The sequence below is a fragment of the Streptomyces sp. NPDC085460 genome (genome assembly GCF_044541975.1).
Lineage (GTDB): Bacteria > Actinomycetota > Actinomycetes > Streptomycetales > Streptomycetaceae > Streptomyces.
In genome coordinates this window covers 497,632-509,225 of sequence record NZ_JBITTO010000007.1, presented here as the reverse complement: position 1 = coordinate 509,225, position 11,594 = coordinate 497,632, and the positions used below count along the sequence as shown (strand labels likewise).

The window sequence follows — 11,594 nt, the reverse complement described above, 5'->3', positions numbered from 1 at the left end:
CGGTTACATTCCGAACCCGGAAGCTAAGCCTTTCAGCGCCGATGGTACTGCAGGGGGGACCCTGTGGGAGAGTAGGACGCCGCCGAACAATCATTAGCCTCAACCCCCGGACCATGTCCGGGGGTTGAGGCATTTTTGCGTTCATGTGAAACGTGGGGAGCTTCGCTTCCCTTCTCCGGGGGACCCGCCTAGCGTCGGCGGCCGGCGCGACTGTCGAACCCACCCGTGGGAGCTGCCTTGACCTCACGCACACGCCCACGCCGAGGACGCGCGGCCGCCGTGGCCGCCGCCCTCGCCGCGGTCTTACTCGTCGGCTCCGCGCCCGTGGCCCAGGCCGAGGAGATCCCCCTCGCTCTGGGGCACCGGCTCGTCGAGCACTACCTGGGCGCCCCCGGCACCGCCAGTCCACTGCCGGGAACCGGGCCCGCCCAGCATCCCCACCTCGCCCCCAACGGGCGCAGCGGCATGCACGCCGACGCGGCGGGCAGCGGGACACACCCCCACCCGGGGCCGCTGGGGCGGGAACCCGAAGTGACCAGCGAGAAGATCGCGCCGGTCGGAGGAGAGTGCGCGACCGCCACCTTCGACGCCGGCGGGCGGCTGATCACCGTCTGCGGGACCTTCGGCGGGTTCCTGCTGAAACTGCTCGACCCGCGGAGCCTCGACACACTGGCCGAGTACAAGCTGCCGCAGCGGTCCTCCACCGTGGAAGCCATCACCCGGCTCGACTTCGAGAAGATCTTCAAGGACACCTCGGGCGGCGCCTACTTCTACCTCGACGACCGCGACCGAGTCGTCCTCGCCGACTCCCGCCAGCACGTCCTGCGGATCTCCCACGCGCAAAAGGCCGACGGGCGGTGGGAGTTCGAGGTCGAGGACGACTGGGACCTCACCCCGCTCGTACCGCACGACTGCGTCAGCTGGACCAACCTCTTCCCCAGCGGCGTCTGCGACCCCGTCACCTCCGTCATGCCGGACTGGGACGGACGGATCTGGTGGGTCACCCGGCTCGGGCGGGTCGGGACCGTCGACCCGGACAGCGGAACGCTGCGGGTGACACGGCTGGAAGGGGAGGAGATCCAGAACTCGTTCTCCGTGGCCGAGGACGGCGTCTCCATCGTCACCGACCACGCGCTGTACAGCTTCCGCGCCGGCGCCGACGGGACCCCGCGGGTCGTCTGGCGGGAGGCGTACGACCGGGGGACCGGGACCAAGCCGGGATCGGTGAACCAGGGATCGGGGACCACACCCGACCTCTTCGGGCGGCGGGACGAGTACGTCGCCATCACCGACAACGCCGACGACCGGATGAACGTGCTCGTCTACCGGCGGGCGGCGGACGTACCCGCCGGGCAGCGACTGGTCTGCAAGGTGCCCGTCTTCCGCACCGGCGCCTCCACCACCGACAACTCGCTGATCAGCTGGGGCGACAGCCTCGTCGTGGAGAACAACTACGGGTACGAGAACCCCTCGTCGCTCGGGTTCGGGCGCAGCGTCGTCGGCGGGGCGACCCGGATCGACGTACGGGCCGACGGCAGCGGCTGCGACGTCGTCTGGGAGAGCGACGTGCGGTCGCCGTCCACCGTGCCCAAGCTGTCCACGGCCAACGGGCTGCTGTACTTCTACGAGAAGCGCCCCCACGCGCTCGGGGTCGACGCCTGGTACCTCACCGCCGTCGACTTCCGGACCGGGGCGCGGGTGTTCTCGCGGTTCACCGGCACCGGGCTCGCCTACGACAACAACTGGGCGCCCATCACCCTCGGGCCCGACGGCACCGCGTACGTCGGCGTCTTCAACGGGATCGTCGCCGTCCGCGACACCGTCTGAGCGCGGACGCGGAGGACCGGCGCGGTGCCCTCGGCCGGGCGCCGCGCCGGTGCCGTACCCCCGTACTCGGGGGTCAGTCCATCGGCGGCATCTCGCCGACGGTGGTCCGGACGTCGATGACCGCGAACGCGGCGCCCTGCGGATCGAGAAGGGCGGCGAAGCGGCCGAAGGGGCTGTCCATCGGGCCGAAGACCTTCCGGCCGCCGAGGCGTTCGGCGGCGGTGACCGCCAGGTCGCAGTTGTCGACGGCGAAGTAGATCTGGATGTACGACGGGACCTCCGGCGGGAAGTCGTCCGGGGCCATCCGCATGCGGCCGAGGAGCGGGTCGCCGCCGAGGTCGAAGACCTTGAAGTCCATCGTCTCGTCGGCCATCTTCTTCGCGTTGTAGCCGAAGACGCTCGTGAAGAAGGCGTCGGACTTCTCGGGCTCGCGGGTGAAGACCTCGGCCCAGACGAACGAGCCGGACTCCCCTTCGAGCTCGAAGCCCTGGTGGACCCCGGCCTGCCAGAGGCCGAAGACCACGCCCGCCGGGTCCTGGGCCAGGCACATCGAGCCGAAGTCGCCGACCTTCATCGGTTCCATCAGCACCGTGCCGCCCGCGGCCTTGATCTTCTCCGCGGTGGCGGCGACGTCGTCCGAGGCGAAGTAGAGACACCAGGCGGACTGCGGCGGGGTGTCACCGCCGGGCATCGGCGGGACGACGGCGGCGACCGCCTTCCCGTTCTTGTACGCCTGGGTGTAGTTGCCGAACTCCGTCGCTTCCTCGCCGAAGGTCCAGCCCAGCACATCGGCGTAAAACGTCTTGGCTCCCTCGGCGTCGGTGAACATCGCGTCGGTCCATGCCGGGGTGCCCTCGGATCGTACGGCCATGACGTGACTCTCGCTTCCGATTCGTGGCGTTCTATGTCGTTTGGTGGACGCCGCCCACGCTAGTCACGACCCGGCCGTCCCGCGCGGTGACGCGCGGTCTCCGTGTGGTGCGGAGGCCGTCCGAGGGTGTAGCGGTGGAAGGGCGCCTCGGGCAGGCGGAGGTCCGGCCGCCACACGGAGAGGACCTGCGCGGACGGCAGGAAGAGAGCCGGCGGCAGCGCGTCGGGGGAGGTCCACTCCCAGCGCTCGATCTTCTCCGGCTCGGCGACCGCGGGGGCGCCCGTGAAGGCGCGGACGACCGTGGCCGCCGTCATCCGCGTCACGGTCGGCGAGGTGACCGTGTCGAGGAGCAGGCCGAGTACCTCCACGTCGGCCGCGCCGGTCACCAGGGTGGTCTCCTCGGCCAGCTCGCGGGCCGCGGCCTCCTCGATCGACTCGCCCGGCTCGATCCCGCCGCCCGGCAGCTCCCACACGCCCGAGCGGTCCAGACCGAGCAGGACCCGGCCCCGGGCGTCGAGCACCACGATCCCGGCGCCCAGCGCGGCGCTCGGGGTCGGCGGCCGGGTGTTGCGGGCGGCGGCGGCCGGGTCGGCGGAGGGAGGGGAGGCGTACGCGTCGGACGTCATGCGTTCTGTCTACCAGCCGGGTCCGACAGCGGGGTCACGTCGCGGCGGCCGGCGGGACCACCGCCACCGGGCAGGCGGCGTGGTGGAGGACCGCGTGGGCCACCGAGCCCACCAGGAGCTCCGCGATCCGGTGCCGGTGGTGCCGGCCCACGACGAGCAGGGCCGCGTCGGCGGAGGCGTCCACGAGCAGGCCGGCCGCGTCCCCCGGTGCCACCGTGCGCACCAGCTTCACGTCCGGGCGGCGGTCGGCGAAGGGGCGCAGCCGTGCCTCCTGCTCGCGCCGGGCCTCGGCGAGGAGGTTCTCCGTGTCCTCGGCGAGGGGGAGCGGCGGGGGCACCTGGAGGGCGGGGGAGGGGGCGGCGACCAGCGCGGCGGGGGTGGGCGGGAGCCGCAGCGCGGTGAGCGCCTCCAGCGGTACGCCGCGGAGCCCGGCCGTCTCGAAGGCGAAGGCGACCACCTCGTCCGGGGTCTCCTCGGGGTGCAGCCCCAGCAGGATCCGGCCGGCCTCGGGGGCGCTGTCCAGGGACGCGGTGCGGGCCTCGTGCGGGACCACGACGAGCGGGCAGGGGGAGCGGGCGGCGAGCGTGCGGCCGGTGGAGCCGAGCAGGAGGGTGGCGAAGCCGCCGTGGCCCCGGGAGCCGGTGACCAGGAGGCGGGCGCCGCGGGCCCTCTCCGGCAGCACCTCGGTGACCACGCCGTCCAGGGAGGCGTACCGCACCGGCACCGTGTGCCCGCGCTCCTCGACGACCGTCCGGACCGCCTCCAGGACGGTGTCCGGCAGCTTCGGCTCGGTGCCGAGCGAGGCGATGCGGGCGGCGCCCAGCTGGAGCGCCTCGGAGCGGACGTGCGCCACGACCAGGGGAGCGCCCAGGGACTCGGCGGCGCCCAGCGCCCAGGAGAGGGCGCGCAGACTGTGCTCGGAGCCGTCGACGGCGGCGATGACGGGCGGTTCGGATACCTCGTTCATGCGGGGATGCCTCCCGCGCCCGGCGCCGCGCCACACCGGGCGACGGCGACCGGGTCCGTCGGTGTCCCGGTCCGTCAGGCGTTCTGCTCGCGGGTGGCCTGGTCGGCCGCGCGCTGGGCGTTGCGCTCCTTGATGCGCACGTTCTCCTTGCGGACCTCGGACTGGGTGGCGCGCTCCTTGACCAGCCACTCCGGGGCCTCGGCCTTGAGCGCCTCGATCTGCTCGGTGGTGAGCGCCTCGGTGATCCCGCCGCGGGCGAGACCGGAGATGGAGATGCCGAGCTTGGCGGCGACGACGGGGCGCGGGTGCGGGCCGTTCTGGCGCAGCTCCTGGAGCCAGGCCGGAGGGTCGGCCTGGAGCTGGTTCAGCTCGGCGCGGGAGACGACGCCTTCCTGGAAGTCGGCGGGGGTGGCGTCGAGGTACACACCCAGCTTCTTCGCCGCGGTCGCGGGCTTCATCGTCTGGGAGTTCTGGTGCTGCGTCATGGTGTCCAGGGTATCGAGCACACGGGCGTCCTCCGACCACGGCCGCCCGCCGACCTGCGCGGACCCGCGCGGAGGGGACGGACGGGACGGACCGGCGGGTAATCTTGCGGGGTGAGCGACTCCTCTTCCTCCCCCACGACCTTCCGGCTGGCCTTCGTGCCCGGTGTGACGCCCTCGAAGTGGGTGCGGATCTGGGAGCAGCGGCTGCCGGACGTGCCGCTCACGCTGGTGCAGGTCGCGCCCGGCGAGTCCTTCGGGACGCTGCGTGAGGGGGCCGCGGACGCCGCGTTGCTGCGGCTGCCGGTCGACGGCGAGGACCTGGCCGCGATCCCGCTGTACGAGGAGACCACCGTGGTGGTCGTGCCGAAGGACCACCTGTTCGCTGCGGCCGAGGAGCTGAGCCCGGCGGATCTGGCGGAGGAGCTGGTGCTGCACCCGCTGGACGACACCCTCGACTGGGAGGCGCCGCCCGGCCGGCCGGCGTTCCAGCGGCCGGAGACCACCGCCGACGCGATCGAGCTGGTCGCCGCGGGCGTCGGGGTGCTCGTCGTGCCGCAGTCGCTGGCCCGGCTGCACCACCGCAAGGACCTCACGTACCGCACGATCACCGGGGTCCCCCAGTCGCGGGTGGCGCTCTCCTGGCCGAAGGCCGAGGAGGCTCCCGACCTGGTCGAGGAGTTCATCGGGATCGTCCGGGGGCGGACCGTCAACAGCACCCGTGGCCGGCGGGCCGAGGAGCTGAAGGGCCAGAAGACCGCCAAGCCGGCGCCGAAGCCCGCGAAGAAGGCCGCGGGGGGCAGGCCGCAGCGGCCGGCGAAGCCCGCACGGGGCAAGGGCGGCGCCGCGGGGCGCGGCGGGAAGCCCCGCCGAGGGCGCTGAGCGGACCCCTCGGCATACTCCTCCTGATGATCACGCGCCCGCCGCGGTGGGCGCCGAGCACAGGAGGATGCCTTGGCAGGCAGTTTCAGGACCGTGATCGAGGTGGCGCCCGCCCACCTCGACGAGGCCCGGTCGATCGACCGGGTCTTCCAGGAGGCGATCGCCCCCGCCACCGTCAACTTCGATTTCGAGGCCATCCACCGGGCGGCCGCCGCCGTGCCGGACTGCACCGTCGTCCGCATGGTGCGCGGCTGGGGCCTCAAGGAGCACGCGCCGCTGCTCGTCATGGTGCTGTCGCTGAAGGAGGCCGTCCGCCAGGCCCTGCCGGCCGCGTGCGCGGAGGCGGGCTTCTGGGAGACGGTGGAGCGGGAGCTCGTCGCCGCGTTCACCGGCCTCGGTGACGCGGCGGAGCAGGCGGGGCTCTCGTTCTACGAGGAGTCCGAGGAGCGCACCCGTTACTACCGGGACCTCTTCTTCGCGCTCCAGGACGAGGGTTCGGGCGAGGTGCTGCACGCGCTCGCGTTCTGTGTGGACGTCACCGTCGAGCTGCCGAAGGAGCGGGTGCTCGGCCTCGGTCTGACGGACATCGCGCCGTTCTCCGTCGGGCTGAACGCGATCGTGCTGCGCCGTCCGCTGCCCGTCGCGGCCTGATCCGCGGCGTGCGCCGGCCCGCCGTCCCGGGCCGGACCCTCAGCGCCGTACGCGCCCTCGGTGTCCTCAGTGCGGCCAGGGGCCGTAGCCGTCCCGCCCCTTGCCCTTCCCGTCGCCGTCGCCGCCGTTGTTGCCCTGGAGCCGGGCGACGATCGGCACCACGAACCAGCAGAGTCCCACCCATGCCGCCATGCCGATGAGCAGCCACATGGCGATGCCGTTGTCCAGCACCATGCGCATGATCAGCAGGAACGTCGACATGATCGTCAGGTAGAGCAGCACCATGCCGACCAGCGTCAGGCGCGCCGCCCAGTTCACCGTCTCCGGTTTGAGCCGGCGCCCGGCCATCAGCCGGTGGACCGCGACCGGCGCGACGAGCGCACCGGTGGTCGCCGCTCCCAGACAGAACGTGACCACGTAGATGATCCTGTCCGTCGTGCCCAGCTCCGTGAAGCGCGGCTGGAAGACGACCGCGACGAGGAAGCCGAACAGTATCTGGGTGCCGGTCTGGGCCACCCGCAGCTCCTGGAGGAGCTCGTTCCAGCGTCGGTCGGCCCGCTCCTCGCGGCTCTCGCCGCGTCCGTCGTCGTGCCGGACCGTTTCTTCGGCGGTCATAAGGGGCGGGTGCCCCCGCTCCCGCCCCGTATGCCTCCGGTCAGCCCACTGGTCCGCGCAGCCGGCCGCGGCGGGCCGCCGCCACCAGCTCGGGGACCGTCGCGAGCTTGACCCGTGGCCGGCCGGTCGCCGCGCCCCTGGCCCGTTCCGCCCGGTCGATGGCGGCGAGCCCGCGGGCGTCCACGACCCGGCCGCTGCGGGCGCGGGCGAGCCGCGCGAACGCCTTCGCGGAGCCGGTCGGCTTCGGCAGGCGGCCCTCGACGGCGTCGGCGAGGAGGCTGCCGACGGTCTCGGCGGCGCAGGAGCGGTTGGCGCCGATGCCTCCGGAGGGGCCGCGCTTGATCCAGCCGACGACGTACGTGCCGGTCATGCCGTCCACCCGTCCGGCGGTGTGCGGGACGGTGCCGGTGGCCTCGTCGAAGGGCAGTCCCGCGAGGGGGACGCCCCGGTAGCCGATCGCTCGCACGAGGAGCCCGGCGGGGATCTCGGCGGGCCCTTCGGGGCCTCCCGCGCGGACCGCGCGGACCGCGTCGGGGCCGATGGCCTCCTCGGGCGCCGAGTGGAAGCGGAGCACGACGCGGCGGCGGCCGGCGTCGGGGCCGCGCGTCCAGTCCACCGTCTCGCGCGCCACGCCCCGAAGCAGGCCCGCCTTGCCGCCGGCCGTCGCCGCGTCGATCGCCTCGGCGGTCCGCGGGTCGTGGGTGTCGACGACGAGCTCGACGCCGGGCAGTTCGGCGAGGGCGAGGAGCTCGGAGGCGGTGTACGCCGCGTCCTCGGGACCGCGCCGGCCGAGCAGCACCACCTCGCGCATCCGCGCGCCGCGCAGGGCCGCGAGGGCGTGGTCGGCGATGTCGGTGCCGGCGAGGGCGGCGGGGTCGGAGACCAGGATCCGGGCCACGTCCAGGGCCACGTTGCCGTTGCCGACGACCACGGCCCGCTCGGCCGTGCCCAGGGAGACCGCGTCGGCCGGGGTCTCCGGGTGGGCGTTGTACCAGGAGACGAGGGAGGTGGCGGAGAGGCTGCCGGGCAGGTCCTCGCCGGGGATGCCGAGGCGGCGGTCGGACGGGGCGCCGACCGCGTACACGACGGCGTCGTGGTGGGCGGCCAGCTCCTCGGGGGTGACGTCCCCGCCGATGTCCACGCCGAGCCGGACGGTGGCCCGGGGGTGGGTGTGGAAGCGGGCGAGGGTGTCGCCGGCGCCCTTGGTGCCCGGGTGGTCGGGGGCGACGCCGTAGCGGACGAGCCCGCCGGCGACCGGGAGCCGGTCGATGAGGGTGACCTCGGCGTTGGTGTGCAGCAGCAGGTCCTCGGCGGCGTACATGCCGGCCGGGCCGGTGCCGACGACGGCGACCCGGATCGGGGCGAAGTCGGAGGGCAGCGAGCGGTCGAAGGACGGCGCGCCCCAGGCGTGGAAGGTGGGGGAGGCGAGGACGGGGGCGGGCTCGCGGCCCTCGTAGTGGGCGGCGTTGATCGCCTCGTACTTCTTCAGCGGCCCGGTGAGCCGGTCGACCGGGAAGATCGCGTCGACCGGGCAGGCGTCGGCGCAGGCCCCGCAGTCGATGCAGCTCTTCGGGTCGACGTAGAGCATCTCGGTGGTGCCGAAGTCCGGCTCGTCGGGGGTCGGGTGGATGCAGTTGACCGGGCAGACGGCGACGCAGGTGGCGTCGGAGCAGCAGGTCTGGGTGATGGCGTAGGTCATGGCGGCGGCTCGGCTCGGCTCGTCGGGGTCAGAGGAGGTGGGCGCGCTGGTAGAAGTGCTGCGCGGGGCGGGTCAGCATGCCGACGTCGCCGAGGAACTCCATGAGGCCGGAGCAGCTGGCCCGGAGCCGCGCCTTGTAGTGCTCGTTGGCGGCGGCCTCGCGGCGGGCGCGCTCGGGGTCGAGGCCGGCCCGCACGTACACCTCGGGGTTCACCAGGCTGGTGATGATGTAGTACGCGGCGATGGCGACGATCAGCGCCTGGAAGTGGCGGCGGGCGCGGCTCGCGCGGGCGAGGTGGCGGCGGGTCTCGTCCCGGGCGAACTTCATGTGCCGGGACTCCTCGACGACGTGGATGTTGTTGATGGTCCGCACGAAGGGGACCACCCGCTCGTCGCGCATCCAGTCGCGCTGCATGACGTCGAGGACCTCCTCGGCGACGAGGATGCCGGCGTAGGCGGCCTCGCCGAAGCCGACGGTCTTCATGACCCGGCCGAGCTCCATGACGGCGCGCTTGGGCCGGTAGGCGGGGGCGCCGAGCTTCTGGGAGCCGCGGGCGAACATGATCGAGTGGCGGCACTCGTCGGCGATCTCGGTGAGCGCCCACTGGAAGCGGGGGTCGGTGTGGTCCATGCGGTAGATGTCCCGCAGGACCAGCTGCTGGAGGATCATCTCGAACCAGATGCCGGTGGAGGCGACGGAGGCGGACTCCTGGCGGGTCAGCTCCTTGCGCTGCTCCTCGGTCAGCTCGTTCCAGTAGGCGGTGCCGTAGAGGCTGTTCCACTCGGGGCTCTGCCCGTGGAAGTCCTTGTCGAGCGGGGTGTCCCAGTCGACCTCGGCGTTGGGGTCGTAGCTGAGCTTGGCGGCCGACCGGAGCAGCCGCTCGGCGACGTCGTCGGGGTCGTGGTGGTCCGGGCGAACGGTGCTGCTGGCCATCGGTGCGGCTCCTTGGGTCACGCGGTCGGTCGGCTCGTCGTGGTCGTTCACTCGCTTGTTAGACGCGGTGTCTAGCAAGCTTGTTAGACGGAACGTATAGCAAGGGCCTGGCGCGGGCTACCCCCCGGTGCGGACTTTCTCGCCGGGGCACGCGGAACCGGGCACGCGAAAGGGGGCACGCGAACCAAGACACGCGAAAGGGGGCCGGAGCGCAGGCGCTCCGGCCCCCTCGGGGGATCGCGGGAATCAGAAGGTCAGGTTCCAGGCGTCGATCTTCCCGGTGTCCGCGTTCGCGTTGTCGTTCACGCGGAGCTTCCAGACGCCGTTGGCCACCTCGGAGGAGGCGTTGACGGTGTACGTCCGGGCGATGTTGTCGGTGCCGCTGCCGGACCGGTTGTGGAGGTTGTAGACGGAGCCGTCGGGGGCGACCAGGTCGACCTTGAGGTCACCGATGTAGGTGTGCTTGATGTCGATGCCCACCGTGAGGGCGGCCGGCGCGTTGCCGGTGACGCCGCTGACGGTGATCGGGCTCTCGACGGTGGCGTTGTCGGAGATCGTGACGTCGCTCAGGTTCTCGAAGTACTTGCCGGGCGGCGGGGTCGAGCCGCCGACGGCCTTGAGCGCGTCCACGCGGCCCTCGCCGAAGAATCCGTTCTTCGCCGTGGTGCCGGTGCACCGGGAGTCCGAGGGGCAGGCCAGGTCGGTGGCGTGCTCGCCGAGCTTGGCGCGGATGTCCGCCGGGGTGTACGCCGGGTTGGCGCTGGCCAGCAGGGCGGCGACGCCCGCCACGTGCGGGGCGGCCATCGAGGTGCCGCTCAGCGAGGAGTACTTGCCGCCGGGGACCGTGCTGTAGACGGACTCGCCGGGGGCCGAGACCTCGATGACGTCACGGCCGAAGTTGGAGAAGGACGCCTTGGAGCTGCCATTGGTGCCGTTGGCCGCGACCGTGACGACGCCCGGCAGCTCGGCCGGGATGTCGAGGCAGTCGTTGGTGATGGTCCGGGTCACCGGCGTCGAGTCGTTGGGGCTCGACGAGTCGGTGGTCTTGTTCGCCAGGTCCACGTTGGAGTTGCCGGCCGCGGCGACCTGGAGCGAGCCCTTGCCCTCGGCGTACGCCTGGGCGCGGCCCACGCCCTCCAGGATGGCCGCCTGGTCGAGGTTGTTCGGGCAGTTGAACTGCCACGGGTCCGTGTAGTAGCTGTTGTTGGTGACCTTGAAGCCGCGGTCACCGGCCCACACGAGGCCGCAGATGGTGTTCTCCGCGAAGAAGAGCGTGCTGCCGGGCTCGGCGATCCGCACCGAGGAGATCTTCACGCCCGGGGCGACGCCGATCGCGCCCTTGCCGTTCTTGGCGGCGGCGACCGTGCCGGCGACGTGGGTGCCGTGCTGGTCGATGTCGCGCCAGGCGCCGGCGCGGGTGTCGGCCTTGCCGTAGGCGCAGGAGACCGAGTCGGCGGCGTTGAAGTTGGGCGCGAGGTCCTGGTGCTGGTCGTCGACGCCGGTGTCCAGGATGCCGACCTTGACCGAGGCGGAGCCGGGGTTGACGGCCCACGCCTGGTCGGCCTTGATCTGGGTCATGTCCGAGCGGACGGGCTCGGTGGAGGGAGCCGCCGACTGCGAAGGGCTGGACGGGAGGGCCGGGTTGTACGCGTCGGCCGGGACGTCCGAGGTGCGGGTCGCGCCGACCTTCTGCACGCCGGTGACGCCACGCATGGTGGTGGCGAAGGAGGCGGAGGTCGAGTGGGCGACGATCACGCCGATGGCGTCGAAGGAGGAGAAGACCGAACCGCCGTTGGCGGCCACGGCGCCGCGGACCGCGGTGGTGTCACCGGGAGTGGTGATGACCAGGTAGGCGCGGGTGCCTGCCGCCCAGGCGGCGGGCGCCTGCTGCGTGGTCCTGGCGTTCGCGGTGAAGGCCGCGAGCGGCTCGTTGTCGAGCGGGGCGGCCTGGGCGAGCGAGACCGGGCCCGCGATCGCCAGCGTCGTGCCGAGGGCGATGGCCGCGAGTCTCATCCGGCCGGATATGTGGGAAAACAATGC

General features: G+C 72.8%; 11 protein-coding genes and 1 rRNA gene. 4 read left to right on the top strand and 8 right to left on the bottom strand.

All coding sequences use genetic code 11. The annotated features are described in order from the left end of the window. Window positions 1-88: ribosomal RNA gene (gene rrf / locus ACIGHB_RS21180) — 5S ribosomal RNA — on the top strand; the annotation flags it as partial. Window positions 89-279: 191 nt separating this feature from the next. Further along, window positions 280-1,827: a hypothetical protein gene (locus ACIGHB_RS21175; RefSeq protein WP_399915008.1), complete on the top strand. Its 1,548-nt coding sequence runs from the start codon at window positions 280-282 to the stop codon at window positions 1,825-1,827. Window positions 1,828-1,900: 73 nt separating this feature from the next. Here ACIGHB_RS21175 and ACIGHB_RS21170 read toward each other — a convergent pair whose 3' ends face one another. The 4 genes from ACIGHB_RS21170 to ACIGHB_RS21155 form a co-directional block, all read right to left on the bottom strand. After that, window positions 1,901-2,698 carry a VOC family protein gene (locus ACIGHB_RS21170; protein WP_360320501.1) on the bottom strand — a complete coding sequence of 266 codons (798 nt, stop codon included), beginning with the start codon at window positions 2,696-2,698 and terminating at the stop codon, window positions 1,901-1,903. Between the two features lie 59 nt (window positions 2,699-2,757). Next, complete coding sequence (locus tag ACIGHB_RS21165; protein WP_399915006.1) at window positions 2,758-3,324, bottom strand: NUDIX domain-containing protein; 567 nt, start codon at window positions 3,322-3,324, stop codon at window positions 2,758-2,760. Between the two features lie 34 nt (window positions 3,325-3,358). Then, complete coding sequence (locus ACIGHB_RS21160) at window positions 3,359-4,291, bottom strand: universal stress protein (RefSeq protein WP_399915004.1); 933 nt, start codon at window positions 4,289-4,291, stop codon at window positions 3,359-3,361. A 74-nt stretch (window positions 4,292-4,365) separates the two neighbouring features. Then, window positions 4,366-4,776 (bottom strand): DUF5997 family protein, encoded by a 411-nt coding sequence (locus ACIGHB_RS21155; RefSeq protein WP_388879649.1) that lies wholly within the window; start codon window positions 4,774-4,776, stop codon window positions 4,366-4,368. Between the two features lie 111 nt (window positions 4,777-4,887). Here ACIGHB_RS21155 and ACIGHB_RS21150 point away from each other — a divergent pair, with 111 nt between their 5' ends. Both ACIGHB_RS21150 and ACIGHB_RS21145 read left to right on the top strand, forming a co-directional pair. Next, window positions 4,888-5,655: a LysR family transcriptional regulator substrate-binding protein gene (locus tag ACIGHB_RS21150; RefSeq protein WP_360320489.1), complete on the top strand. Its 768-nt coding sequence runs from the start codon at window positions 4,888-4,890 to the stop codon at window positions 5,653-5,655. A 72-nt stretch (window positions 5,656-5,727) separates the two neighbouring features. After that, window positions 5,728-6,306: a Type-2Aa cytolytic delta-endotoxin gene (locus tag ACIGHB_RS21145; RefSeq protein WP_399915001.1), complete on the top strand. Its 579-nt coding sequence runs from the start codon at window positions 5,728-5,730 to the stop codon at window positions 6,304-6,306. Window positions 6,307-6,372: 66 nt separating this feature from the next. On the opposite strand, the gene ACIGHB_RS21140 is transcribed toward ACIGHB_RS21145, so the two are convergent. The 4 genes from ACIGHB_RS21140 to ACIGHB_RS21125 form a co-directional block, all read right to left on the bottom strand. Further along, window positions 6,373-6,921 (bottom strand): DUF6328 family protein, encoded by a 549-nt coding sequence (locus tag ACIGHB_RS21140; protein WP_360320483.1) that lies wholly within the window; start codon window positions 6,919-6,921, stop codon window positions 6,373-6,375. Between the two features lie 40 nt (window positions 6,922-6,961). After that, a complete protein-coding gene (locus tag ACIGHB_RS21135) occupies window positions 6,962-8,620 on the bottom strand; it encodes an FAD-dependent oxidoreductase (RefSeq protein WP_399914998.1) in 1,659 nt (552 codons plus the stop codon). Between the two features lie 28 nt (window positions 8,621-8,648). Then, window positions 8,649-9,554 carry a diiron oxygenase gene (locus tag ACIGHB_RS21130; RefSeq protein WP_360320477.1) on the bottom strand — a complete coding sequence of 302 codons (906 nt, stop codon included), beginning with the start codon at window positions 9,552-9,554 and terminating at the stop codon, window positions 8,649-8,651. Window positions 9,555-9,800: 246 nt separating this feature from the next. Continuing rightward, complete coding sequence (locus ACIGHB_RS21125) at window positions 9,801-11,567, bottom strand: S8 family serine peptidase (RefSeq protein ID WP_399914996.1); 1,767 nt, start codon at window positions 11,565-11,567, stop codon at window positions 9,801-9,803. Window positions 11,568-11,594 lie beyond the last annotated feature (27 nt).

Bases quoted from the DNA above. Each gene is read 5' to 3' on its own strand.
- ACIGHB_RS21170 (WP_360320501.1), bottom strand. From the start codon at position 2,698: ATGGCCGTACGATCCGAGGGCACCCCGGCATGGACCGACGCGATGTTC.
- ACIGHB_RS21165 (WP_399915006.1), bottom strand. From the start codon at position 3,324: ATGACGTCCGACGCGTACGCCTCCCCTCCCTCCGCCGACCCGGCCGCC.
- ACIGHB_RS21160 (WP_399915004.1), bottom strand. From the start codon at position 4,291: ATGAACGAGGTATCCGAACCGCCCGTCATCGCCGCCGTCGACGGCTCC.
- ACIGHB_RS21155 (WP_388879649.1), bottom strand. From the start codon at position 4,776: ATGACGCAGCACCAGAACTCCCAGACGATGAAGCCCGCGACCGCGGCG.
- ACIGHB_RS21140 (WP_360320483.1), bottom strand. From the start codon at position 6,921: ATGACCGCCGAAGAAACGGTCCGGCACGACGACGGACGCGGCGAGAGC.
- ACIGHB_RS21135 (WP_399914998.1), bottom strand. From the start codon at position 8,620: ATGACCTACGCCATCACCCAGACCTGCTGCTCCGACGCCACCTGCGTC.
- ACIGHB_RS21130 (WP_360320477.1), bottom strand. From the start codon at position 9,554: ATGGCCAGCAGCACCGTTCGCCCGGACCACCACGACCCCGACGACGTC.
- ACIGHB_RS21125 (WP_399914996.1), bottom strand. From the start codon at position 11,567: ATGAGACTCGCGGCCATCGCCCTCGGCACGACGCTGGCGATCGCGGGC.